The sequence below is a fragment of the Vibrio renipiscarius genome (assembly GCF_000827885.1).
GTDB lineage: Bacteria > Pseudomonadota > Gammaproteobacteria > Enterobacterales > Vibrionaceae > Vibrio > Vibrio renipiscarius.
The window spans coordinates 584050-608623 of the sequence record NZ_JTKH01000006.1; the positions used below are offsets into that span (position 1 = coordinate 584050).

The 24574-nt window shown below is 47.0% G+C and carries 20 protein-coding genes and 1 other annotated feature; of the genes, 6 read left to right on the forward strand and 14 right to left on the reverse strand.

Features of this window, described 5'->3' with window-relative positions; genetic code table 11:
• Positions 1 to 170 precede the first annotated feature (170 nt).
• Both hrpA and OJ16_RS05845 read left to right on the forward strand, forming a co-directional pair.
• Positions 171 to 4100 (forward strand): ATP-dependent RNA helicase HrpA, encoded by a 3930-nt coding sequence (gene hrpA, locus OJ16_RS05840; protein WP_040988313.1) that lies wholly within the window; start codon positions 171 to 173, stop codon positions 4098 to 4100.
• 159 nt (positions 4101 to 4259) lie between these two features.
• On the forward strand, positions 4260 to 4754 hold the full coding sequence (locus OJ16_RS05845) for an outer membrane beta-barrel protein (RefSeq protein ID WP_040988315.1): 495 nt from the start codon (positions 4260 to 4262) through the stop codon (positions 4752 to 4754).
• A 128-nt stretch (positions 4755 to 4882) separates the two neighbouring features.
• Here OJ16_RS05845 and OJ16_RS05850 read toward each other — a convergent pair whose 3' ends face one another.
• The 9 genes from OJ16_RS05850 to OJ16_RS19730 all read right to left on the reverse strand — a co-directional run bounded on the left by OJ16_RS05850 (position 4883) and on the right by OJ16_RS19730 (position 15776).
• Positions 4883 to 6892 (reverse strand): PAS domain-containing hybrid sensor histidine kinase/response regulator, encoded by a 2010-nt coding sequence (locus OJ16_RS05850; protein ID WP_160289863.1) that lies wholly within the window; start codon positions 6890 to 6892, stop codon positions 4883 to 4885.
• Positions 6893 to 7103: 211 nt separating this feature from the next.
• Entirely contained in the window at positions 7104 to 8366 is a 1263-nt protein-coding gene (locus OJ16_RS05855; RefSeq protein WP_040988317.1) for a dicarboxylate/amino acid:cation symporter, read from the reverse strand.
• A 451-nt stretch (positions 8367 to 8817) separates the two neighbouring features.
• Positions 8818 to 9624 (reverse strand): tryptophan synthase subunit alpha, encoded by an 807-nt coding sequence (gene trpA / locus OJ16_RS05860; protein ID WP_040988319.1) that lies wholly within the window; start codon positions 9622 to 9624, stop codon positions 8818 to 8820.
• Positions 9624 to 10814, reverse strand: a complete 1191-nt coding sequence (trpB, locus tag OJ16_RS05865; protein WP_040988321.1) for a tryptophan synthase subunit beta — start codon at positions 10812 to 10814, stop codon at positions 9624 to 9626. The genes trpA and trpB overlap by 1 nt, the downstream gene beginning before the upstream one ends.
• An 11-nt stretch (positions 10815 to 10825) precedes the next feature.
• Positions 10826 to 12253 carry a bifunctional indole-3-glycerol-phosphate synthase TrpC/phosphoribosylanthranilate isomerase TrpF gene (gene trpCF / locus OJ16_RS05870; RefSeq protein ID WP_040988322.1) on the reverse strand — a complete coding sequence of 476 codons (1428 nt, stop codon included), beginning with the start codon at positions 12251 to 12253 and terminating at the stop codon, positions 10826 to 10828.
• Between the two features lie 14 nt (positions 12254 to 12267).
• On the reverse strand, positions 12268 to 13266 hold the full coding sequence (trpD, locus tag OJ16_RS05875; protein ID WP_040988324.1) for an anthranilate phosphoribosyltransferase: 999 nt from the start codon (positions 13264 to 13266) through the stop codon (positions 12268 to 12270).
• A gap of 11 nt (positions 13267 to 13277) precedes the next feature.
• A complete protein-coding gene (locus OJ16_RS05880; protein ID WP_040988326.1) occupies positions 13278 to 13868 on the reverse strand; it encodes an aminodeoxychorismate/anthranilate synthase component II in 591 nt (196 codons plus the stop codon).
• A 15-nt stretch (positions 13869 to 13883) separates the two neighbouring features.
• The gene (locus OJ16_RS05885) at positions 13884 to 15461 is read right to left on the reverse strand and encodes an anthranilate synthase component 1 (protein WP_040988329.1); all 1578 of its coding nucleotides are present in this window, start codon (positions 15459 to 15461) and stop codon (positions 13884 to 13886) included.
• Between the two features lie 126 nt (positions 15462 to 15587).
• Positions 15588 to 15704 (reverse strand) — a sequence feature (Trp leader region).
• Positions 15651 to 15776: a Trp operon leader peptide gene (locus OJ16_RS19730; protein WP_082030216.1), complete on the reverse strand. Its 126-nt coding sequence runs from the start codon at positions 15774 to 15776 to the stop codon at positions 15651 to 15653. It overlaps the preceding feature by 54 nt.
• 241 nt (positions 15777 to 16017) lie before the next feature.
• Here OJ16_RS19730 and rnm point away from each other — a divergent pair, with 241 nt between their 5' ends.
• The 3 genes from rnm to rluB all read left to right on the forward strand — a co-directional run bounded on the left by rnm (position 16018) and on the right by rluB (position 18614).
• A complete protein-coding gene (rnm, locus tag OJ16_RS05890; protein WP_040988330.1) occupies positions 16018 to 16884 on the forward strand; it encodes an RNase RNM in 867 nt (288 codons plus the stop codon).
• Positions 16885 to 16896: 12 nt separating this feature from the next.
• A complete protein-coding gene (locus OJ16_RS05895; protein ID WP_040988332.1) occupies positions 16897 to 17517 on the forward strand; it encodes an L-threonylcarbamoyladenylate synthase in 621 nt (206 codons plus the stop codon).
• A 128-nt stretch (positions 17518 to 17645) separates the two neighbouring features.
• Positions 17646 to 18614 (forward strand): 23S rRNA pseudouridine(2605) synthase RluB, encoded by a 969-nt coding sequence (rluB, locus tag OJ16_RS05900; RefSeq protein ID WP_040988336.1) that lies wholly within the window; start codon positions 17646 to 17648, stop codon positions 18612 to 18614.
• 144 nt (positions 18615 to 18758) lie between these two features.
• On the opposite strand, the gene OJ16_RS05905 is transcribed toward rluB, so the two are convergent.
• The 4 genes from OJ16_RS05905 to OJ16_RS05920 form a co-directional block, all read right to left on the reverse strand.
• Entirely contained in the window at positions 18759 to 19493 is a 735-nt protein-coding gene (locus OJ16_RS05905) for a class I SAM-dependent methyltransferase (RefSeq protein WP_040988338.1), read from the reverse strand.
• 251 nt (positions 19494 to 19744) lie between these two features.
• Positions 19745 to 20419, reverse strand: coding sequence for a tetratricopeptide repeat protein (locus OJ16_RS05910; RefSeq protein ID WP_152613823.1), 675 nt, complete (start codon positions 20417 to 20419; stop codon positions 19745 to 19747).
• A gap of 153 nt (positions 20420 to 20572) precedes the next feature.
• On the reverse strand, positions 20573 to 21073 hold the full coding sequence (locus OJ16_RS05915; protein ID WP_040988340.1) for an opioid growth factor receptor-related protein: 501 nt from the start codon (positions 21071 to 21073) through the stop codon (positions 20573 to 20575).
• A gap of 181 nt (positions 21074 to 21254) precedes the next feature.
• A complete protein-coding gene (locus tag OJ16_RS05920) occupies positions 21255 to 22871 on the reverse strand; it encodes an NAD(P)/FAD-dependent oxidoreductase (protein WP_040988342.1) in 1617 nt (538 codons plus the stop codon).
• Between the two features lie 238 nt (positions 22872 to 23109).
• Between OJ16_RS05920 and fdxA the strand changes: the two genes are divergently transcribed.
• Positions 23110 to 23433: a ferredoxin FdxA gene (gene fdxA / locus OJ16_RS05925; protein ID WP_040988343.1), complete on the forward strand. Its 324-nt coding sequence runs from the start codon at positions 23110 to 23112 to the stop codon at positions 23431 to 23433.
• Between the two features lie 146 nt (positions 23434 to 23579).
• On the opposite strand, the gene OJ16_RS05930 is transcribed toward fdxA, so the two are convergent.
• A complete protein-coding gene (locus OJ16_RS05930; RefSeq protein WP_040988848.1) occupies positions 23580 to 24314 on the reverse strand; it encodes an RNA methyltransferase in 735 nt (244 codons plus the stop codon).
• Positions 24315 to 24574: the final 260 nt, after the last annotated feature.

A 24574-nucleotide genomic window follows, 5' to 3' on the forward strand; every position in this document is an offset into this window, starting at 1 on the left:
CGTTTATTCGCCCCCAATGACGTTGTTTAAATCATTCCGAGTCGAGGTCGGGTGTGGTTCCTCTTCGCTGAGAAAATGGGCTATGTTTAAGCCTGTATCTACAAGTTACTTAAGGTCATTCTGTGATACAATCCGCGCAGTTTTGATAAGTAAAAAGAATAGGACACGCTTTGACCTCGTCACAGCCTCAAAAATCTCAGCCTAGTGAGAAGACAGTAAACGCGAACACCGCGGTCTCTCTACGTAAGGCACTTGATCAATGTATGATTCGAGACCGCTTCCGTTTGAGTAAGCGTATTTCGGGTGCAAGCAAAATCAATAAAGAAGCGTCGCGCAATGCGGTGTTCGATGAAATTGCACTTGATATCGCCAAATCAATGATGGAAGTCGAGCAGCGCCACGCGCAGCGTATCACCATTGAATATCCAGAAATTCTACCGGTTAGTCAGAAAAAAGATGACATCGCGAAAGCGATCGCCGAGAACCAAGTGGTGATCGTCGCGGGTGAAACAGGCTCAGGTAAAACCACGCAGTTGCCAAAAATTTGTGCCGAGCTTGGTCGTGGTAAGTTTGGCCTCATTGGTCACACTCAGCCTCGTCGACTGGCGGCACGTTCCGTTGCCAATCGTATTGCCGAAGAGATGCAAAGCCAACTGGGTGAGTTTGTCGGCTATAAGGTACGATTTAACGACCAAATTTCTGACAACACACAAATCAAGTTGATGACGGACGGTATTCTACTGGCCGAAATTCAGCACGATCGATTCCTGAATCAGTACGACACCATCATTATCGATGAAGCGCATGAGCGCAGCTTAAACATCGATTTCATCATGGGCTACCTCAAAGAGTTATTGCCACGTCGTCCTGATCTTAAGATCATTATTACCTCGGCAACCATCGATCCTGAGCGTTTTTCTAAGCACTTTAACAATGCGCCTATCATTGAAGTGTCAGGTCGCACGTATCCGGTGGATACGCGTTATCGTCCCCTTAATGGTGATGAAGATGTCGATCGCGATCAGCTAGACGGTATTTTTGAAGCGGTGGATGAGCTGTGTGATGAAGGCTTAGGCGATATCCTGATCTTCATGAACGGTGAACGAGAGATCCGCGATACCGCTGATGCGTTAAGCAAGCGCAATCTTAAAAGCACCGAAATCGTACCGCTTTACGCGCGCTTGTCTGCCAGCGAACAGAATAAGATTTTTCAGCCCCACGCCGGCCGTCGCATTGTCTTAGCGACCAACGTAGCGGAAACCTCTTTGACGGTTCCGGGCATCAAATACGTGATCGATCCAGGTACGGCGCGTATTAGCCGTTACAGCTACCGAACTAAGGTTCAGCGCCTGCCGATTGAACCGGTTTCTCAAGCGAGTGCGAACCAGCGTAAAGGCCGTTGTGGTCGTGTTGAAGAAGGTATCTGTATTCGTTTGTATTCAGAAGAGGATTTCAACTCTCGTCCTGAATTTACCGATCCTGAAATTCTACGTACCAATTTGGCGTCGGTTATCTTGCAGATGACCGCATTGGGCTTGGGTGATATTGAAGCCTTCCCATTTGTGGAAGCGCCAGACAAACGTAACGTGCAAGATGGTGTTCGCCTACTTGAAGAGTTGGGCGCGCTGAATGGCGATGCCAAAGATGCCAAAAAGCGTCTGACCAATACCGGTCGCCAACTTGCTCGCTTGCCGATCGACCCACGCTTAGCTCGTATGGTGCTTGAAGCGCCAAAATACGGCGCGCTGAAAGAAGTGATGATTGTTGCTGCGGCCTTGTCAATTCAAGACCCGCGTGAACGCCCGAGCGACAAGAAACAATCCTCCGATGATAAACATCGTCGATTCTTCCATGAAGATTCAGATTTCTTGACGTTTGTTAACCTGTGGGATTACATCCAAACCCAGCAAAAAGAGTTATCAGGCAATCAGTTCCGTAAGCAATGTAAGCTCGATTATTTGAATTACTTGCGTGTGCGTGAGTGGCAAGATGTTTACTTCCAAATTAACCAGTCAATGCGTGAAATGGAATTCAAACTCAATTCTGAGCCAGCCAACTACGAAAATGTACACAGTGCAATTCTGGTGGGTTTACTTTCTCACATCGGTATCAAAGACCAAGAGAAGAGTGACTATCAAGGTGCGCGTAATGCGCGCTTCCACATCTTCCCAGCATCTGGTCTGTTCAAGAAGCAGCCGAAGTGGATCATGTCCGCAGAACTGGTGGAAACCTCAAAACTTTGGGGTCGAATTATCGCCAAGATTCAGCCGGAATGGATTGAACCTTTAGCGGGGCACTTGATCAAACGCAGTTACAGCGAACCGCATTGGTCGAAGAAACGTGCCGCGGTGATGGCGCACGAAAAAGTGATGCTTTACGGCGTGCCAATTGTGCCAAAACGCTTGGTTAACTACGAGCGTATTGATGCGACCATTAGCCGCGAAATCTTCATTCGTAGCGCGCTGGTGGAAGGGGATTGGGAAACCAAACATGCCTTCTTCAAGCAAAACCGCAAATTGCTGCAAGAAGTCGAAGAGCTCGAGCATAAATCACGTCGTCGCGACATCTTAGTTGATGATGATGAGCTGTTTGATTTTTACGATCAGCGAGTCGGAACCGAAGTGGTTTCTGGCCGTCATTTCGACACGTGGTGGAAAAAAGCGTCAAAACAGAACCCTGAACTGCTTAACTTTGAAAAAGAGATGCTGTTTAGAGGGGATGCGAGCCATGTGACCGATTTGGATTACCCGAATTTCTGGTATCAAAATGGCCTCAAACTAAAGCTGAGCTATCAGTTTGAACCGGGCGATGATAACGACGGTGTGACCGTGCATATCCCGCTACCGATCTTGAACCAGATAGAAATGGCGGGCTTTGATTGGCAGATCCCTGGTTTGCGCCATGAATTGGTGATGAGCTTAATTAAGTCACTACCAAAAACGTTGCGTAAAAACTTTGTGCCAGCGCCAAACTACGCGGATGCATTTTTGGCACGCGTGACGGCAATGGAAATGCCATTGCTCGATGCGTTAGAAAAAGAGCTGCGCCGCATGACGGGTGTGGAACTTTACCGCGAAGATTGGAAGCTTGAACAAGTGCCTGAGCATTTGAAAGTGACTTTCCGCGCGGTCGATCATCGTAATCGCAAACTGAAAGAGCATAAAGACCTGCACGAGTTGAAAGAAAGCCTTAAAGATAAGGTGCAAGAAACCTTATCGAAAGTGGCGGATTCTGATATCGAGCAGCAAGGTTTGCATACGTGGAGTTTTGGCGAACTGCCGAAGGTGTATCAACAAAAACGCGGTGGCTACGAAGTAAAAGCGTACCCTGCGATTGTTGATAACAAAGACAGCGTCGAAATTAAACTGTACGAAACCGAGCAAGAGCAGGTAACGGCAATGCGTGCGGGCCAACGTCGTTTGGTGTTGCTCAATGTGCCATCGCCAGTGAAATATCTGCACTCTAACTTACCAAACAAGTCAAAGTTGGGTCTTTACTTCAACCCTTACGGTCGCGTGATGGATTTGATTGATGACTGTATCGCTTGTGGTATTGATAAGTTGATTGAAGAGCAGGGTGGCTTAGTGTGGGAATCGGCTCAATTTGAGAAGATGAAAGAACACATCCGAGCGGAACTGGGCGATACCGTGGTTGATGTTGCTCAGCAGGTCGAAACGATTCTGACAACTGCATTTAACATCAATAAGAAGCTGAAAGGGCGTATCGACTTCACCATGGCGTTTGCATTGTCAGACATCAAGGCACAAATCGAAGGGCTTATTTTCAAAGGCTTTGCGACGGAATGTGGCTGGAAGCGTTTGCCGGATATTTTGCGCTACATGAAAGCGATTGAACGTCGTATGGAAAAACTGCCAATCGATCCAAATAAAGACCGATTACACATGCTAAAAATCGAATCAGTAGTGAGTGATTACAAAGAGCTGCTGAATAAGATCCCGAAAGGCATGGCAGTACCAGAAAATGTGAAAGAAATCCGTTGGATGATAGAAGAGTTGCGTGTTAGCTTATTCGCTCAGCAGTTGGGTACGCCATATCCGGTATCTGATAAGCGCGTCATCAACGCAATTAATGCTTGTTGATATTTAGATTAATGCCCCACTAGAGTATTTGCCCTAGTGGGGCATTTATGTGCCGGTTATATATCGGTATGTAAATTGCATAATTTCGCCAAATGGCAGAACTGTCAAAGTTCCGGCAATGTATTGCCGTATTTACAAAATTATAAGAGAAGGTTAATTATGAAAAAGACACTACTCGCTCTAGCACTTCTAGGTGCATCTGCGACAGCATCAGCGGATTCTTGGATCTACGGCGGCGCAAGCGCCGGTCAAGCTGATCTTGGTAACGAGTCTGCGACTTCATACAATGTTCACGTAGGTACAGGTATTCTGCCATTTATCGGTCTTGAAGCGGGTTACCAGAACTTTGGTGATTTCGGCACCACTCAATACGGTAACAAGCGCATCGGTGATCTTAACGGTTCAGCAGTGTACTTTGCGGCGAAACCAAGCATTGATTTTGGCCCTCTGCACGTTTACGCGAAAGCGGGCGTACACTCTTATGAGTTGAAAGGCTCTAACTTCAAAGAAGACGAATTTGATACCATGTACGGTATCGGCGCTGAATACTTTGTTTTTGGTCCTATCTCTCTAGGTGCAAGCTACAACGTATTCTCGATGAAAGAAGAAGACGTGAAGAACTTCTCTATCAACGCGACGTTCCACTTCTTGTAATACGCACCTGTATTATTAAACCCAGCAAAGATGCTGGGTTTTTTTATATCTGAATCAATAGCGCTCTCGGTGTGGGCATGCCATCTCTCAGATAACCAGATAACCAGATAACCGGTCAGTGACCGAGGTTAACGTGAGATCTCAGGAGTGGCGACGAGGTAGTGTTTGATTAAACCCTCAAGCGCATCAACGGAATAGGGTTTGAATATCATTTTATCAATTCCGGCATGTTGAGCGTGCATAATGACCTCTTTAGAGTTGTCTGCGGTGCAACCAATAATGGGCACTTGATGAAACACGCTACATTGCCTGATGTGGCGACTAAACTCATAGCCATTCATTTCAGGCATGTGAATGTCAGTAATAACTAGGCCAATATTCGGCTGTGTTTTAAGCGTCTGTAGCGCTTCTTTGCCCGATTCAACAACCGTTGATACAACGCCTAAATTATCGAGTTGCTTACTAAAGACGAGTCGATTAATCGGATCATCATCGACCACTAAAATATGAATAGGTTTACTCGTCGCCTGCGTCAATAAATGCGCGGTGGCTTGCGGTTGCGCGCTGGCCTCATTCAATGGATCTCCATGATTCAAGGATCGAGCGACAAACGCTTCTGAGGATGACGTTGGTGACGGCATGTTGACGTTGCAAGGCAGGCTGATCTTTACGGTCGTGCCGATGTTAATCTCACTGATTATATCGATCTCTCCGGACATCAGGTCAACTAAGCGTTTAACGATAGAGAGTCCTAACCCGGTGCCGCCAAATCGTCGGCTAATGGTTTTATCGCCTTGCTGAAAGGGCGTGTAGAGCGATGCCAATTGCGCTTGGCTCATTCCGCACCCCGAGTCTTTCACTTCGATGTTGAGCTTATTGTGTTGCAAGTTAACCGCCACCTCAATCGCTCCTTGAGAGGTAAATTTGATCGCATTGGTTAAGATGTTATTGAAGATCTGCTGAATTCTTGGCCAATCCAGTTGAACAACCTCAATCGGTGTTGGTTGCCAGTCGAAAGAAAAAATAATGCCTTTTTCTTGGCACAATGGCTGATAAGTGGCCAGTGTGGCGCTAATTTCGTCGAATAGCCTTATGGGTTGTCGATCGAGCTCAAGCTGATCCGCCTCCATTTTGGAGAAGTCGAGGATATCATTAACGTGTAGATTGAGTCGCTGAGCCGACTGAATGGTTGAGTCGAGCAGTTGTCTACTCTCTTTGGATTGGAGATGGCTCGTTAATAAGCGCATTAACCCAATCATTGCCGCAATCGGGGTTCTGAGTTCATGACTGATGATGGCCAGAAAGTGATTTCGAGCCTCAATGGCTTTGCTTAACGCGAGTTGTTTTTCTTGCAGCAAAGTAATGTCATCGAACACGATCATAGAGAACTCACCGGTTTCCAACAGTTGCGTTAATGCTTGTTGTTTGATGCGATAAGTTTTGCCACCCAGAGTTTCAATTATTTCATCTATTTCATCGAATTGGGATTCCGCATGATTTTCTTGAGCGGTTTTTTGTTGCGCCTGATTTTTTTGCCATAGACGTTGAATGTGCGTATCAAAAATCGCTATTTCAGCCAAATCGCCACTGGGGCAGGCCGCGGTCTTCATATACTGAAAATTCTTATTCGATAACACAATCTCATGATCGTTAAAAATCGCGATGGGATTGGGAATATTATCAATGAGAGACGAGAGCCATCGGGTCAAGTTATCAATATTGGTTGTTTTAACGATCGCGTCTAATGCATTCTGTCGATAAGTGATGTCCATGATCACCACAAAAAAGCAATTGAGCTCCTTGTCGTAGGTGGCGATATCATGAATCCACAGTGTCTTTCCTTCTTTATTACGAATTCGAAATTCGTAGTCGAGCGTCGAATTATCCTGCAATGAATATGACACTTTCGCCAAAATTTGGCTCAAATCATCGATCACTAGATTGGCGAATCGATTGTCATGCTCGTGGACCATTTCTTCTCTACTGAAGCCAACAAGTCGATAAAACGCATCATTGGCATCAATGATGGTTGAGAATGGATCGTTGTTACACAGCAGCAAGGCACAATTACTCTTTTGAAAGAATGCTTGTTTATATTTGTGCTTTAGGCGTAAGTCTTTAAAAAATGAGCGTGTCATTATCAGAGCGGTGAGGTGAAAAACGGCCGCCATACTATCACTAGTTCTTATTCTCGCAATGTCAGAAAATTCCGATTTATCTTCCAGTGAAAAAGAGGGGAGAAAGGGGCATCTTAAACGAAACGTTAGCACGAAAGACGCGGGTATAGCATTTGCATTCGGACAAAAAAAAGCCACTCAATCGAGTGGCTTCTATGGTTTAAACATTTAATTAGGCTTGTTGTTTTTCAAGCTCAACGTTTTCTGCAACTTCATCTTCAATTAGCGCATCAACGATAACGGCACAAGCGGCATCGCCTGTGATATTAAGTGCGGTACGAATCATGTCAAAAATACGGTCAAGATCGAACAACAGTGGTAAACCTTCGATTGGAATGCCAGCCGCAAGAAGAACCGCAACCACCAAGAAAGATGGCCCAGGAACGCCCGCTTGACCAACTGCACCAAGCGTCGATGTTACGATGATGGCAATATAAGCGCCCATACCCAGCTCAATATTAAATAGCTGAGCAAAGAAGATCGCAACAAGTCCGTAGTAAATGGCGTTGCCTGACATGTTGATGGTTGCGCCTAGTGGCAACACAAATGATGCAGTGGAGTTACGTACTTTCAGTTCGTGTTCAACCGTATCCATGGTAACGGGCAGAGTGGCCATTGAAGACGCGGTTGATAGTGCGACTGCTTGTGGCTTTTTCATCGCGCTAATGAATTGCTTCGCTGACGTCTTCGTGAAGACGTGGATCATCGCTGGGTAAACCACAAAGCCGAAGATAAGGATCGCTGCGGTGTAAACAAGGAATAGCTTGAATACCACCATTAGCGCACCAAAGCCAAAGGTACCCACCGCTTCAGCCATCAGGCCAAACACACCGATAGGAGCAATGATCATCACTTTGTTGATCATCCATACCATCGCATCAACAACGCAGTTTACGCCATTGATGATAGGAGTACGGCGTTCTTCCGACTGTTTTGATAAAGCGATACCGAAGAATAGGCAGAAAACCAAAATTTGTAGGATGTTTGCTTCGTTCAGTGATTGGAAAACGTTGGTTGGGATCATACCAGTAACGGTTGCCCAAAAAGTAGGGAGTTCACCTTTAGAAGCGTATTCAGCTGAGAACATGCCTTCAACACCCGATAGGTCAATACCGATACCAGGTTGGAAGACGGTGCCCATAACCAGAGCAAGGGCAACAGCAAGTGCAGATGTCACTGCAAAGAAACCCAGAGTGACGGTGCCAACTTTGCCGGCGGATTGGCTATTCCCTAAGCCTGCCGCACCAGAGATAAGCGCGACAGCGACTAAAGGGATGACAAGCATTTTGATTAAATTGATAAAAATTGCGCCAAGTGGTGCGAACATCACCGCGCTGTGACCCATCATGGCACCAACGGCAGTACCCACGATCATTGCGATGACAACTTGAACACCGATGTTGCTAAGTAAATTCTTTTCTTTGAACACGTCCATAACCTCTGTGCTGAATAACTTTTAAATCCTAGTATTAACCACTGTTCATATAGTAACTGGTGGATAATAATTCGAGTCAATTTTTTACACGTAATTTTTACAATTGGCAATACGCAACCGATGACAAAGGGGTGAATAAAATGCTTTTTCGCGGTCTTGCGGTGATTTTTACGTGAAAGTAAACGTTTGCATTTCTGGTGGGCGTGTTTTTGATGGCGTTTGTAGGTTTTGAGTTTGTTATTTGTTGCTGGTTTGGTTTGATGATTTGTTGGTTATGTTCTTTTAAGTGTCGGGGGATAGCTCGGGTGAATCAATGCTGGTTTGGCGGTGTTTAAGGGGCATTAAGTTGGCAGGGATAAACGTGAAAATAGACCAAGAAAAAAGGGATGCTTGGCTAGCATCCCTTTTTAAATCATACCAGTACCGTCAGTTTTGGTGCTTTGCTGACGCTTTACTGTTGTGTTGCTGCTTTCATTGGCGCGATGAATTGTTCAAGTGCTTGCAGCATTTGTTGTGGTTGGTCGAGATTGGTTTCAATGATCTTGACCACCGCGGAACCTGAAATTGCGCCGGCAGCTCCCGCATCAATCGCTTCTTTGACTTGCGCCGGTTCTGAGATACCAAAGCCAAGTAGCGCAGGCGGTGCATCGAATTGATTAAGGCGAGCCAGTAGGTCGGCGACGGGCATATTCGCTTTGGTTTCCGCGCCTGTTACGCCTGCACGAGAGAGCAAGTACGTATAGCCACCGCCCAATTTCGATACCGATTGAAGCGTTTCGTCACTCGCTGTGGGTGGGGCTATAAAGATAGGATGAATCCCAAACTTCTCAGCCGCCGCGACAAACTCAGCACTTTCGTTAGTGGGTACATCGGCAATCAGCACTGAATCGACGCCAGCCTTGGCACAGCGTTGATAAAAGTCTTCAATACCGCGCGAAAAGACCAGATTGGCATACATCAGCAAACCAATCGGCAGTTCTGGGTATTCTTGGCGGATTTTGCTAATCAATTCAAAGCAAATGTCTGGCGTCGCGCCGGAGTTTAGTGCTCGAATATTCGCGCCTTGAATGGTTGGGCCATCCGCAAGCGGATCGGAGAACGGCATGCCAAGTTCAAGCGCATCTGCGCCGGATTTAACCAGGGTGCGCATGATCTCAAGTGATTGTTCTGGGTTCGGATCACAGATTGTCACGAAGGGTACAAATGCGCCCTGTTTGATTTTGCCAAGGCGGTCAAACATCAGTTGATAACGGTCCATTAAAACACTCCTTTTTCTTCAAGAATGGCGTGGACGGTAAAGATGTCTTTGTCACCACGACCCGATAGATTAACCACCAGAAGCTGTTCTTTTTCTGGGTTTTCACGTGCCATGCGCAGTGCATGTGCCAAAGCATGAGCCGATTCAAGTGCCGGAATAATCCCTTCACTGCGAGCGAGTTCTTGGAAGGCATCTAGAGCTTCATCGTCGGTAACGTTGTCATATTCCGCGCGACCGATCGCATTCAGGTGCGCGTGCTGTGGGCCAACGGATGGGAAATCCAGACCCGCAGAGACGGAATAAGACTCTTCTACCTGACCATTTGGGTCTTGCATCAATGGCGCTTTCATACCAAAAAAAATACCGGTTTTACCATGTTTCAGTGGTGCGCCATGTTGGTCGGTATCAATGCCTTTGCCTGCGGGTTCAACCCCAATCAGACGCACGCTCTCTTCTTTGATGAAATCGGCAAACATACCAATCGCATTTGAACCACCACCAACACAGGCGATGACGGCATCGGGTAGGCGGCCTTCACGCGCCAAAATTTGGTTCTTAGTCTCTTCACCAATCATGCGTTGGAATTCACGCACAATGGTTGGGAATGGGTGAGGGCCAGCAGCCGTTCCCAATAGGTAGTGGGCCGTCTCATAGCTACCAGACCAATCGCGTAGCGCTTCGTTACAGGCATCTTTTAGGGTGGCAGAGCCAGAATGAACCGGAATGACTTCCGCGCCCATTAGTTTCATACGAAATACGTTCGGGCTTTGACGCTCAACATCTTTTGCCCCCATATACACACGACATTTCAGGCCTAATAAAGCACAAGCCAGTGCGGTGGCAACACCATGTTGACCTGCGCCCGTTTCGGCGATGATTTCGTCTTTACCCATGCGTTTTGCCAATAAGGCTTGGCCTAACACTTGGTTGGTTTTGTGTGCGCCACCATGCAACAGGTCTTCACGTTTTAAGTAAAGCTTGGTTTTGGTGCCCTTAGTGAGGTTACGAGTGAGCGTAAGCGCGGTTGGGCGACCTGCGTATTCTTGTAGCAGCGTCATAAACTCGCTACGAAATTCCGCATCTTCTTGCGCATCGATAAACGCTTGCTCTAGCTGCTCAAGGGCAGGCACTAAGATTTGCGGAACGTATTGACCGCCGTACTCGCCAAAATAGGCATCTAACTTCGCCATTGTTCTCTTCCTTAATATTGTCTAATTGCAGCAAACGCTTGTTGCAACTTCACTAAATCTTTCTTACCCGGTGCGCTTTCTACACCGGAGTTAAGGTCTAATCCTAAGCAGCCTTGTTGGCTGGCTTGCTGCGCATTGTCGGCAGAAATGCCACCTGCGAGCATCACTTGTTCGGTACTGCCTATCAACGACCAGTCAAACGCTTGTCCTGTCCCACCGCTTTGATTGCCAACTTTGGTATCAAGCAGGTGGCAGTCAACGTGGCGACTTAGGCGAATGGCCGTCTGATCGCTCACGCCATATGCTTTCCAGATCGCGATATCTGCGGGTAGTTGAATGCGTAGTGCATCCACGTACTCTTGCGATTCATTTCCGTGTAATTGGATGGCGGTTAAGTGTAAATGGTCCGCGATTTCTGCAACGATTTCTGCAGGATGATTTTGGAACACGCCCACATAGTTAAGTGGTGCGCCACTCATCACCAAGCGTGCTTGCTCTGGTGTGACGTAACGCTTGGAGGCTTCGACGAAGATCAAACCACCGTATACCGCCCCCGATTGATACGCTTTCGCCGCATCTTCTGAATGGGTTAGGCCGCAGACTTTGTTTTGCCCAAGAGTCACTTTTCGCACTGCTAATTCAATGTTTTTCTCGGCCATCAATGAGCTGCCGATCAAGAAACCGTTGGCGTAAGCACTTAAATCTCGCACTTGCTGGTGAGTATAAATCCCCGACTCGGAAATAATGGTCGCATTAGGTGCCAGTTCACGCAGTGTCGGTGCGAGCGCTTTCGTGCGGTTTAAATCGGTGCTCAAATCCCGTAAGTTGCGGTTATTAATGCCAATCACTTTCGCACCGAGTTTGACTGCGCGATGCAGTTCTTCCTCGTTACTGATCTCGGTTAATACGCCCATCTTTAACGAGTGCGCGACGTCTGCCAGTTGTTGGTATTCTTCATCATCCAATACTGACAACATCAATAGAATGGCATCCGCTTGGTAATGGCGTGCTAAGTAAACCTGATAAGGGTCAATCATGAAGTCTTTACACAGCACGGGTTGACGAACTTGGCGACTCACTTGAGGGAGAAAATCAAAGCTGCCTTGAAAATATTTCTCATCGGTTAATACCGAGATAGCATCGGCATGGTTGTTGTATACCGATGCGATGTAATCAAGATCGAAATCCTCTCGAATCAATCCTTTCGAAGGCGACGCTTTTTTACATTCCAAGATAAAGGCGGTTTTGTCACCGTTCAGTGCTTGGTAAAAATCACGTTCAGAAGATGCAAGCGTGGATTGAAACTCTTCGAGTGGTTGAGTGACTTTACGCGCCGCCACCCATTGGTATTTATCTCGGACAATTTTTGCCAACACTTCAGCCATTTGTGCCTCTTTTATCGAGACATGTTGTGATAAGTGGTCGGATACTTGTGTCATTGGTGATCCCTTTTTTATCCACGCGCCGCGAGTTGTTCAACCAACCGGAACGCCTTGCCTGAATTCATCGCCTCAATCGCTTGCTGCGTGTTGGCTTTCAAATCGTCATGACCAAAGAGGCGCATCAACAGTGCAACGTTGACGGCCACCGCCCCGAGCTGAGCATCGCTGCCTTTGCCGGTTAAAATATTGGTAATGATCGCTTTGTTTTCTTGTGGGTCGCCGCCTTTAATGGCTTCCAGTGGGAAGCGCTCCACACCAAAATCTTCTGGCGTTAAAGTGTATTGATGGATTTGGCCATCTTTGATTTCAGCGACGGTGGTTTCGCCATGAATGGCGACTTCATCTAATCCGCTACCATGAACGACGGCAGCGCGCTTCATGCCCATTTTTAGCATGGTTTCAGCAATTGGAAGAACTAACTCTTCGCTGTAAACCCCCATCAGTTCAATGTTGGGACGAGCGGGATTAATTAGCGGGCCAAGAATGTTGAAGATGGTGCGGGTTTTCATGGTTTGGCGCACGGGCATCGCATGGCGCACGCCACCGTGATACTGAGGCGCAAATAGAAAGGCAACACCAAGTTCATCAACGGCATCACGAGTGTCTTGAGCGCTCATGGCAAGATCAATACCGAACGAGTCGAGTAAGTCAGACGACCCCGATTGGCTTGATACGCTGCGATTGCCATGTTTCGCCACTTTCAGGCCACATGCGGCCGCAACAAACGCTGCAGTGGTGGAGATATTAATCGTGTTGTGGCCATCACCACCCGTACCGACGATGTCGGCAAAGTCATAGTCAGGGCGAGGGAAGGGGTTTGCATTGGCCAGAAGCGCCTTCGCAGCCCCCGCAATTTCTGCCGGTGTTTCGCCTTTGATTTTTAAGGCCGTCAGTGCGGATGCCATCAAGATCGGATCGAGTTCGCCACGAATGATGGTATCAAACAGTTGTTGGCTCTCTTGCTCGGTCAGCGCTTGTTGGTCATAAAGCTTATTAATAATCGGTTCCATGATTATATTCCTTATCCTTGATTTCGCTCTAATGCCCATTCAATGGCATTCGCGAGTAATGTGGCGCCGTAGGTGGTCATAATCGACTCTGGGTGGAATTGAAATCCACACACCTTGTCTTGCTCTTGTACTACCGACATCACGAGGTTATCCACTTCTGCGGTCACCGTCAGCTCTGCTGAGACGTGAGTGGCGACCAACGAGTGGTAACGCGCAATCGCAAGTGGTGACGGAAGGTTGGCGTAAATAGGGTGATTTTGGTGTGCCATCATTGACACTTTGCCATGAACGATATCGCCGGCACCAGCCACCGTACCACCGTAGGCTTCCACAATGGCTTGGTGACCCAGACAAATACCAATCATTGGTACCTTGCCTTTTAGGCGCAGGATCAGCTCTGGCATGCAGCCCGCTTGCGATGGTTCGCCAGGGCCAGGCGAGAGCAGCATGACCGGATTGTCGAGTTGGCCGATAGCGTGTTCAATCGTGGCGGCGGCAATGTGGTTGCGATAGATCGTGACGTGATGCCCCATGGCACGAAATTGATCAACCAAGTTATAGGTAAATGAATCGAAGTTATCGATAAAGACGATATTGGCCATGATAATCTTGCTCCCTTACCTGTGTTGAGAATTGTGCTGATGAGCGGCTTGAATCGCTGAGATCACCGCTTGCGCTTTGCCGCGTGTTTCATCCGCTTCTGCTTGTGGATCAGAATCGAATACCACACCAGCACCGGCTTGCACTTGGGCGATGCCGTTTTCAACGTACGCTGAGCGGATCACGATACAAGTATCTAACGTACCTTCGCCAGTGAGGTAACCCACGGCGCCGCCGTAGCTGCCGCGTCGGGCTTGTTCGACATCACGAATTAATTGCATGGCGCGAATCTTTGGCGCACCGGTTAACGTGCCCATATTCATGCACGCTTGATAAGCATGTAACGCGTCAAGATCGTCACGTAATTGACCGACGACGCGTGACACCAAATGCATCACGTGGCTATAGCGGTCGACTTTGAGTAAGTCTGCCACATGGCGTGTGCCCGCTTCCGCAATGCGTGCGACATCGTTACGAGCTAAATCCACCAACATCATATGTTCCGCGTTTTCTTTACCGTCGGTGCGTAGCTCTAACTCAATGCGGCTATCAAGGTCAAAATCAATCTCACCATTGGCGCGTTTACCACGGTGACGCGTACCGGCAATGGGGTAAATTTCGACTTGGTTGGTGTCGGTTTCATATTTCAAGGCGCTTTCTGGAGAGGCGCCGAAAAGCGTAAATAGCTCATCTTGCATGTAGAACATGTAAGGGCTTGGATTATTCAATTTCAGTTCTTTATAAGCCGCTAATGGTGAAGGGCAAGGTAGAGTGAAACGACGCGAAGGCACCACTTGGAAGACATCGCCTTTGACAACGAACTGCTTTAAATCACGCACGGTTTGGCAAAAATCGTGATCGGACACGCTTGGGGTGACGCTCACATCGGTCAGCGGCGTCGCCAGGGGCAACGTTTTAGGATCGCCACATGCTTGGGTAATCTCAATCAAACGTTTTTCGATAGTAGCTGCACTACTGGTGGTGTCGAAGCGCGTTGCTTGCAATAAACAGCTCTGTGTTTGGTGATCGACGATCAACAACGTTTCTGCAACGTAGAAAACATAGTCTGGGCATTGGTTCGTGGCTTTCGCGTCCCCAAGCGGCTCAAAGTTTGCTACCAAGTCGTAAGCGAATAGACCGCCGAGAAACAAAGCGTGTTTGTCATGTTTTGAGAGATCAAAGCTGTGCTGAATGAGGCGTAGTGCATCAAAAGAAGACGCTTCACGCAGACGAGAATCTTCATCTAATTGATTATTCGGATCTGAATACGTCAGCGTGAGTTGCTTCTCTTGTGACTCAAACACAATACTCGAATGAATGTTTTTTTCGATGTGGCGAAGCAGTGCCTGACCATTGTCGGTCAATGCTGTCATGGTCACTTGATGTCCATAACACACAATGCGTACCGCCGAATCGACAATCAGCAGGCTTTTGAGGTTTTGCTTAGAATCAATCTCAGCCGATTCCAGTAATAAGCTATCGGTCTTGTTTTCGCACAAAGTATGGAAAAGGCGCGTGGGATCTTGAGCATACGGTACTTGCGTATGGATCACATCGACGCTAGCCAGTGCGTTTATTGTAATGGCCTTATTCACAAGACCTCCTTTTAATTGTTTGTATCCTTTCTGTTATACAGTCTCGCATAAAGCAAACGTTCTCCCAAACGGTGAATACTTGTATTTGCTTATTTCTTAAACAGTTGGGTGTGAGGTGTACAACAAAACAAAAAGCCCGCTAATCTAAGCGGGCTTTGTGAGTGACTTCTTTTTCAATCTGTCGATAAATTAGAAATACACGCTTGCCCACCAAGAACGGTTCCAAGTGCGCCACCAAGATAACTCTGCTTGCTTCCCTTTAGATTGGGGCAAAGTCACTTTTGTTTTCTGCTTTTGGTTAAATTCTTGTAACATAGCCTGTCTTCAACTTCTCGCCTGTAATTGCGTACTAGTTAACTAGTATTTTAACCTGGTGTCAACCTTTCGTCCTACACTAATCAATATGTTTTTATTGAGTTGCGCCGAAGAACGGTTAATAAGCCTTGTCGCCACTGACGCTAACAACGTGTCAGTGTTGCGTTATCTATGAATGGCATTGTCGTGGGTGAGAGGGGGCAGCCGAGAATGAACAAAATAATTGGTACCAAAAACAGATATGAAAATAGACTTACACAGCCATACAACCGCCTCTGATGGTCGATTCAGTCCACAAGACCTAGTGGATCGCGCGGTCGGCTTTGATGTGAAAGTATTAGCGATAACCGATCACGATACCGTGAACGGTTTAGCGGCAGCGAAACAATACGTTGCTGACAATAATATTGACCTTAAGATTATCAACGGAATCGAGATTTCAACGGTATGGGAAAACAAAGACATCCATATTGTTGGACTGAATCTTGAACCTGACCATCCGCAGCTACAGAGTTTAATCTGCGAGCAAAAACAACGCCGTGAAGTTCGCGCCGAATTGATGGCGGATCGTTTAGAAAAAGCCACCCGTGAAGGTGTGCTAGAAGAAGTCAGAGCCATTGCCGATGGCGCTCCATTAACCCGCGCACACTTTGCGGCGTGGCTGGTGGCGAATGGCTATGCGAAGACGATGCAGCAGGTTTTCAAAAAGTATTTAACGCGTAATAACCCCGGTTATGTGCCACCTAATTGGTGCTCAATGTCGGAAGCGGTGGCCGCAATTCATGCGGCGGGTGGTAAGGCGGTCCTTGCTCATCCTGCGCGTTATGGTTTGACTGCGAAGTGGATAAAGCGTCTACTGGCTGCGTTTGTTGAAGCAAACGGTGATGCAATGGAAGTGGCGCAACCTCAGCAAGCACAACAAGAAAGACGCAACTTGGCTGATTATGCGATACAATACAATCTATTAGCGTCCCAAGGCAGCGACTTTCACTATCCATCACCATGGATGGAGTTGGGGCGTAACCTCTGGTTGCCATCCGGCGTTGAACCAGTTTGGAAAGATTGGGGTATCGAGCCTTCATATTACGGTACTTCAGAGATCGATTAATGAGGAATTACCATGAGCCAGTTTTTTTACGTTCATCCTGAAAACCCACAGGCTCGCTTGATCAGTCAAGCGGTAGCAATCATTCGTAACGGTGGAGTGGTGGTTTACCCAACCGATTCCGGTTACGCACTTGGCTGCCAGCTTGAAAACAAGCAAGCACTAGAACGTATCTGTCAGATCCGTCGTCTTAACGACAAGCATAACTTTACATTGTTATGTCGTGACTTATCTGAGATTGCATTGTATGCGCGCGTTGATAACGCCGCGTTTCGTTTGCTAAAAAACAACACGCCGGGGCCTTACACCTTTATCTTTAAAGGGACAAAGGAAGTGCCACGTCGTCTCATGAATGCCAAGCGTAAAACCATTGGTATTCGTGTGCCAGATAACCGTATTGCACTAGACTTATTAGAAGCGCTTGGTGAGCCAATGATGTCGACATCGTTGATTTTGCCCGGCAACGAAGTGACGGAATCTGATCCAGAAGATATCCGCGACAAACTTGAGCACGCGGTGGATGTGATCCTAAATGGTGGTTACCTAGGTGAGCAGCCAACCACAGTGATCGACTTTAGTGAAGGCGAAGCGGAGTTGGCGCGTTTAGGCGCGGGTGATCCTACCCCATTTGAATAACCGACATTAGACGAGGACAACGCTTAAAATTAGCTGTCCTCATCGGCAATATTTGATATATTATGCGACCGCGAATTTAGGTCGCATATTTCATTCGACGTCTGAGAAGACGACACATAGGTAGTTAGATGAACGAAAAACTTCAGAAAGTATTGGCTCGAGCGGGTCATGGCTCTCGACGTGAATTAGAAACGTTGATTAAAGCAGGACGCGTGAGTGTGAACGGCATGGTCGCTAAGCTAGGTGAGCGCCTAGAAGATGATAGCGCCATCGTTCGTGTTGACGGACACACAGTGTCGGTTAAAGCAGATGAAGAAGTTGTCTGTCGTGTATTGGCTTACTACAAGCCTGAAGGTGAGTTATGTACTCGTCACGATCCAGAAGGTCGTCGTACAGTATTTGACCGTCTACCTAAAATCCGTGGGTCTCGTTGGATTTCTGTTGGTCGTCTAGATGCAAACACATCTGGTCTACTACTGTTTACGACCGATGGTGAATTGGCTAACCGCCTAATGCACCCAAGTCGCCAAGTAGAACGTGAATACCTAGTACGCGTTTTTGGTGAAGTAAACGAACAGAAAGTGAAAAACCTAGTACGTGGTGTTCAACTTGAAGACGGCATGGCTCGTTTTGAAGACATCGTGTATGCCGGTGGTGAAGGCATGAACCATACGTTCTATGTCGCGATCAACGAAGGTCGTAACCGTGAAGTTCGTCGTTTGTGGGAATCACAAGAGACAACGGTTAGCCGCTTGAAGCGTGTTCGTTACGGTGACATCTACTTAGATAAGAAACTGCCTCGTGGCGGTTGGATGGAACTGCAACTGAAAGACGTAAACTACCTACGCGAATTGGTTGAGTTGAAACCAGAACGTGAAACAATGCTAGACGAAAGCAAAGATTCAACGTCACGTAGCCGTGAGCGTTCACGTAGCCAGAAAATTCGTCGCGCCGTTAAGCGTCACGAAGAGCGTGTAAGCGCGCCAAAAGGTCGCAGCAATAACCCAAGCCGCCGTAAGCCGAAAAAAACGGCTGGTGAGCAAGGTGCTCGCGCTAAAACGCAAGTGAGCCGCCCAAGCCGCCCTGCGAAAAAATAAAAGATAAAAAGCAGCCTTCGGGCTGCTTTTTCTTTTCTTGTCTCTGAATGTCATGCGCCGCGCATCATCAAGAATCAATAGCCCATCATCGATCGTTAATCACCGCAGTAAACATCGTCAATCAGGACTGCCACTAAGCAGCACTCAACGCTGGCAAGTCGCAGACGACTTATTCACATGATAAAGCGATTGATAGGTATCGATACGAATCGTGTGTACTTGAGCAATGTCATTAAGCGCGGCAACCAATCCCTCAAATGGATCGTTTTGATTTAGCCATTCCGCTATCACGGAAAACCGGCGATTAGAAGACAACAAAACATGCGCCAGTTGTGGTGAGCTCATCGTTAGCGGTAGGGTGGTTTCTTCTCGTGAGCGTTCACCCAGTTCGGGGCAATCGCTAAAGTTGATGGCGTGATCATAGCCCGATTCTCCACGAACAATTCGCAAACCGAGCGAGTCCAATATTGGGTCAAGAAGGACTTCAAAGTCGTAGACTAAAATGAGCGCATCGGGATGGCAAACTCGGCAAAGTTCACGGATAAGTGTGTCGCTTTTCGCATAGTAAAGCGATCCTGCAAACGTCACCAAATCAACACTATTACTTTCAAGTGGGATCGATTCACCATGACCTTGTCGGTAAATGACTTTGGGGTGCGATGTTGCTTGATCAATCATGGCCTGGCTTGGCTCTATACCATGTATTTTATCGCAGTATGGCGTTAACGCGATAGCCGATAATCCGGTACCACAACCAATATCAACGGCGTGTGAGAAGGGGGCTGAATCTGCAAATTGCTGCTGTAAAATGAGCGCATGAATCGGTGGGCGGTAGGCCGCATAGTGGCGGGCAATGGCTTCGTTATAATGTTCGCTCACAACGTTTCCTTTTATCAATTTAAGTCTTTGGCTATTTATACTGATTACAATCGCTGATTTAAAACCAGCCAGTACACCTAAAAGAACCACTAAATTAACGTATTTATTGCGTGAAAACTTAGCGACATATCATGATTTGAGAGCGATGGATCTGAGGCTATATAAGATAAATGGCATGAGAAAGCGGGCGTATCGTTGTCCCTTTCTTTCTCATGAGATCGGATGGGTTCTTTGGTGGTTATGCTAGCAACTTAGTGGCACACGTGGCTTTTGATCATGTGTCGGCAGTAATCGATATACTCATGGCTATCTGGCAGGAATTCGTCGTTATCTTCCATTTGCACCACTTGTTGAAAAACCTCGATAGCCGCTTGATACAAACTGCCGCCTTGAGCGAAGTTTTCTAGACTCCATTCCGCTTCACCACTGTCGACAAGCGTGCGTGCTTTGAAGAAAAGATGCTTGGCTGAGGGCTCAGCCTCAATGACGCGGTCCATAATTTCTAGGGCATGCTGCGGGACACCTTCGTAGCTGACGAGATCCGCATACAGCAACAGACATTCAACATTATTCGGCTCGATGCTTAAGGCATGCTCTAACAACTCTTGTGCTGCCGTGTCATCAATATCTAATGAGAAATAGAGCGTCGCTAAGTGGTAGTAGGCTTTGATAAAGTTAGGGTTAAGCTCAATCGCCTTATTAAAGTCTGCCAACGCTTGCTGCGTATCGATTTCCTCTTCTTCCATGAGACGGCCTTCATTTTCAAGGATATGAGGACCAGCAACGTACACTCCACGTTGATAGTAACCATAAGCAGAAAATGGATTCGATTCGATGTACTGATTGAGTCGTTCTAGCTTTGATGCGTCAGCCTGATCAAGGTTAAACGATTTAAGCGAATTGAGGAAGGATTGTAGTCGAGTCATTAGTTATGTCGTGCTGAATGAATAAGAAAAACAAAGCGCAAGCCTATCTAAAATAAGCCGGCGCGTAGAGTAGCACGACTTTGTAGTGAACACTGTATTTGGGACGAATATTTTTTGTACTCAGGCTGTGCTCAACCTTATGATCGTGGTTCATTAGGCATCCAATGCTTGCTGCCAATATTGGCGCGTCAGGTCTGACACGCTTTCAAACCCCTGCGACTGTTCGATAACAAAGTTTGCCAGATTTTGAGCAATGTTTTGGTTACTCAATAACGTTAGGCTACGTATTACGCGGGTGATTCTCAGCTGATTATGATCTTGGCTTTTTAACCATACATGATCACGACTGCTTAGAGGGTGGAGAGAAAGAATGCGCTCGCCATCTCGAGTCAGTCCCCAAAATTCCAACATAAGATCGAGTGCTTTCAAATGTGCTGTCGGTAAACGTGGATCATGAGCAAACTGCGCGCGATCTCCGGGAGTAACTAAAGGCGCGTGGCGGTTGAACTTAGTACCTTGGTCGATTGGAAATAAAACTTGGATGTATTTGTGGTCATGCTCTAGCCAAAAGTGATTGTAGGCTAAGAACTGATCAATCGGTCGACCTAGGCTGTCGGGCTTTTCACCCAGAATAAAACCAGCAATATCATTCATGACAGTTTCCATTGTGTTTGTACTCGCTCTCTTGGCGAGTTTCGCGTATGCAAGATAGCTTAAATGATGAATTATAAGCTGTTTTAGGTTCGGTAACGTGAAGTAAAATCAATAAAAAAGCCAGACAACATTCGCTGACTGGCTTTCAATAATCGTTATTTCGGTACTTAAAGCCCGACGATTAGCGGTTCTGTGCGTCTGCTACCATCGCAAGTGCCACGGCTTCAGCGACCTTGATACCATCAATACCCGCAGAAAGGATACCGCCTGCATAACCTGCACCTTCACCCGCTGGGTAGAAGCCTTTTAGGTTAACACTCTGGTAGTCTTTACCACGTTTGATGCAAATAGGAGAAGAAGTGCGAGTTTCTACGCCAGTCAGTAGACCATCTTCAGAGGCAAAGCCTTTGATTTTCTTATCAAAAGCAGGGATTGCTTCACGAATCGCTTCAATCGCAAAGTCAGGCAGTGCTTTTGAAATATCCGTTAGCTTGATACCTGGAGTGAATGACGGTTCAACGCTACCGATAGCACTAGGATCGCGACCTTTTAGGAAGTCACCGATTTTTTGTGCTGGCGCATCGTAGTTCTCGCCACCGAGCACGTAAGCACCCGATTCAAGTTCACGTTGCAGACGAATACCTGCCAGTGCATCACCTGGGTAATCACGTTCTGGATCGATACCCACAACGATTGCGCTGTTTGCGTTACGCTCAGCACGTGAGTATTGGCTCATACCGTTCGTTACGACGCGGCCTTCTTCTGATGTTGCCGCTACCACCGTGCCACCAGGACACATACAGAAGCTGTAAACCGTGCGGCCATTTTTACAGTGGTGAACCAATTTGTAATCGGCAGCGCCAAGGATTGGGTGACCCGCATTTTTACCAAAACGCGCTTCATCAATCATTGATTGCTTGTGTTCAATACGGAAGCCAACCGAGAATGGTTTTGCTTCCATGTAAACGCCACGCTCGTTAAGCATCTCAAACGTATCACGCGCAGAGTGACCAACAGATAGCACCACATAGCGAGATTTGATTTCTTCGCCATTAGAAAGCGTTACGCCAGTGATTTGGCCATCTTCCATATGGATGTCATCAACACGAGTGCTAAAACGGATTTCGCCGCCTAGCTCGATGATCGTCGCACGCATCTTTTCAATCATGGTGACTAGCTTGAACGTACCGATGTGTGGCTTGCTCACGTACATGATTTCTTCTGGCGCGCCTGCTGCGACAAATTCCGTGGTCACTTTACGGCCGTAGAAGTTTGGATCTTTGATTTGGCTGTACAATTTGCCATCAGAGAACGTACCTGCGCCGCCTTCACCAAACTGCACGTTTGATTCCGTGTTCAGCGTGCGTTTGCGCCAGAAACCGAAGGTATCTTTGGTACGTTCACGAACTTCTTTACCACGTTCAACAATGATTGGGTTGAAGCCCATTTGCGCTAGGATTAGGCCAGCAAAAAGACCACATGGACCAAAACCGATAACGATTGGACGTTCAGTTTGGTTTGCTGGCGCTTGAGCGACAAATTTATAATCCATGTCAGGCGTTTCTTTTACGTGTGGATCGCTAATGAACGCTTCTAACATTTCAGCTTGATTTGCCACTTCAACATCAAGGGTGTAGATCAGTTGGATGTTGGCTTTCTTACGAGCATCGTAGCCACGTTTAAACAGATTAAAAGAAAGAACTTGGTCTGCTGCGATGCCAAGTTTTTTAGTAATGGCGTCTAGGATCGCGCCGTCCTCGTGATTGAGAGGCAGTTTAATTTCAGTTAAACGTATCATAGTGATATCTCGTTACTTATGTTGCTGTAGGTGTCTTAGCCAGTGACTATCTTCAGTATTGAGGACAGTCGACTCGCTCACAATGGCGCGCATTTTACGAGAAATTGAATTGTCTGTCATACTAAATCAGGGATAGGAGAGCATTTTGCCTAATATTAAGCGCGCATAATGTTGAATTTTGATTTGGGACGAGTATTATCCCCATCTTATTTTTTGACTAATTTAAGAGTTGATTGTCATGGCGTTTGTCGTAACGGATAACTGTATCCAATGTAAATACACTGATTGTGTCGCGGTATGCCCAGCAGATGCGTTTCATGAAGGGCCAAACTTTATGGTGATCAACCCGATTGAGTGTATAGATTGCGGCTTATGTGTTGACGAATGTGCAGCGCAGGCGATCTTTCAAGAAGATGAACTTGCTGACGACCAACAAGTGTTCATTGAGCTCAATGCGGAATTGGCTGAGATCTGGCCGGTACAGACTGAAGTTAAACCGGCTATGGATGACGCAGAACAATGGAACGGCGTACCAAACAAGCTAGATAAGCTAGAGCGTTAACCCGTGATTAGGGCGTTTTTGATTTCGCGAACGAAATTAAAATGACGTCATATAGAGATGATAAAAAAGCGTAACGATTGAATCAGTCGTTACGCTTTTTTTGTGCGGTTATTTTGCTCGTATCAGCATGGCATGGTAAGCGCTAATTAGCTGTGCTGACGGCGCATGTTATCGAGGATGATGCCTGTCGCCATCGCAACGTTCAGTGATTCTGCGCCACCAAATGCGGGGATGGTGATTTTATCGGTCACGAATGTTGCCGCTTGCGCGCGAATACCGTGAGATTCACTGCCCATTAACAAAATACCTTCTGCGGCAAACTCGGTTTTATGGACGCTTTCACCTTCAAGGAACGCACCGTAAACCGGTAGATTTGCCTGTTCTAAATAGCTCGGTAGATCCAATTGGTGCACTTGCACCCGGCCAAAGCTGCCCATCGTGGCGCTGATGGTTTTTGGATTGTATGGATCAGCACAATCGTTGCTCGCAATGATGTGTTTAATGCCATACCAATCTGCAACACGAATAATGGTGCCAAGGTTACCAGGGTCTTGAACGCCATCGAGCGCAATCATCATGCCTTTGGCTTCTGGCGCTTCAAATGTTGGGATCTCAACCACGGCGATAGCCGCATTGTTGCTCACTAAGGTGCTGGCTTTGGTTAAGTCATCCAGTGAGGCTTCAATGCACTCGAATCGTTGAAGTTCCGCTTGGTTCAGCGCGAGAAAATCGGCGGTTGCGAAAACGTGTTTTACCGTTAACGTACTACTTGCGAGTTCGAGTACGTTTTTTTCACCCTGAACTAGGAATAAGCCAAGTGCTTTACGCTGTTTTTTTTGGCCCAAAGCACGCAGCAGTTTTAGTTGGTTTTTAGAAATCATTTTTTTATCCCAGATGAAAACGCAGCGATTATAACCGCACTCGCCACTTGATGCTACGCACAGCGTGATTCCTCTGTGGCCTTTATTTTCTTGAGTGTTGAGATTGTTTGAATTACCACCAATGCTTGACGGGTTCCCATTGCATGGGAAAACGGCGTCTAGCGATAATTGTTGCCAGAATAAAAGCGGCGCATATTCGAGTAGAACCAATAAGCAAGATACCGCAGCCAAAAGCCACCGCGATGCGAAGGATTCGCGTT

Excerpts from the sequence above, each read along its gene's own strand:
- trpD (WP_040988324.1), bottom strand. The coding sequence starts at position 13,266 with ATGGAACCGATTATTAATAAGCTTTATGACCAACAAGCGCTGACCGAG.
- trpA (WP_040988319.1), bottom strand. The coding sequence starts at position 9,624 with ATGGACCGTTATCAACTGATGTTTGACCGCCTTGGCAAAATCAAACAG.
- trpCF (WP_040988322.1), bottom strand. The coding sequence starts at position 12,253 with ATGACACAAGTATCCGACCACTTATCACAACATGTCTCGATAAAAGAG.
- rluB (WP_040988336.1), top strand. The coding sequence starts at position 17,646 with ATGAACGAAAAACTTCAGAAAGTATTGGCTCGAGCGGGTCATGGCTCT.
- OJ16_RS05920 (WP_040988342.1), bottom strand. The coding sequence starts at position 22,871 with ATGATACGTTTAACTGAAATTAAACTGCCTCTCAATCACGAGGACGGC.
- rnm (WP_040988330.1), top strand. The coding sequence starts at position 16,018 with ATGAAAATAGACTTACACAGCCATACAACCGCCTCTGATGGTCGATTC.
- OJ16_RS05895 (WP_040988332.1), top strand. The coding sequence starts at position 16,897 with ATGAGCCAGTTTTTTTACGTTCATCCTGAAAACCCACAGGCTCGCTTG.
- OJ16_RS05855 (WP_040988317.1), bottom strand. The coding sequence starts at position 8,366 with ATGGACGTGTTCAAAGAAAAGAATTTACTTAGCAACATCGGTGTTCAA.
- fdxA (WP_040988343.1), top strand. The coding sequence starts at position 23,110 with ATGGCGTTTGTCGTAACGGATAACTGTATCCAATGTAAATACACTGAT.
- OJ16_RS05850 (WP_160289863.1), bottom strand. The coding sequence starts at position 6,892 with ATGACACGCTCATTTTTTAAAGACTTACGCCTAAAGCACAAATATAAA.
- trpB (WP_040988321.1), bottom strand. The coding sequence starts at position 10,814 with ATGGCGAAGTTAGATGCCTATTTTGGCGAGTACGGCGGTCAATACGTT.
- OJ16_RS05845 (WP_040988315.1), top strand. The coding sequence starts at position 4,260 with ATGAAAAAGACACTACTCGCTCTAGCACTTCTAGGTGCATCTGCGACA.
- OJ16_RS05915 (WP_040988340.1), bottom strand. The coding sequence starts at position 21,073 with ATGAATGATATTGCTGGTTTTATTCTGGGTGAAAAGCCCGACAGCCTA.
- OJ16_RS05910 (WP_152613823.1), bottom strand. The coding sequence starts at position 20,419 with ATGACTCGACTACAATCCTTCCTCAATTCGCTTAAATCGTTTAACCTT.
- OJ16_RS19730 (WP_082030216.1), bottom strand. The coding sequence starts at position 15,776 with ATGTTACAAGAATTTAACCAAAAGCAGAAAACAAAAGTGACTTTGCCC.
- OJ16_RS05880 (WP_040988326.1), bottom strand. The coding sequence starts at position 13,868 with ATGGCCAATATCGTCTTTATCGATAACTTCGATTCATTTACCTATAAC.
- OJ16_RS05930 (WP_040988848.1), bottom strand. The coding sequence starts at position 24,314 with ATGATTTCTAAAAACCAACTAAAACTGCTGCGTGCTTTGGGCCAAAAA.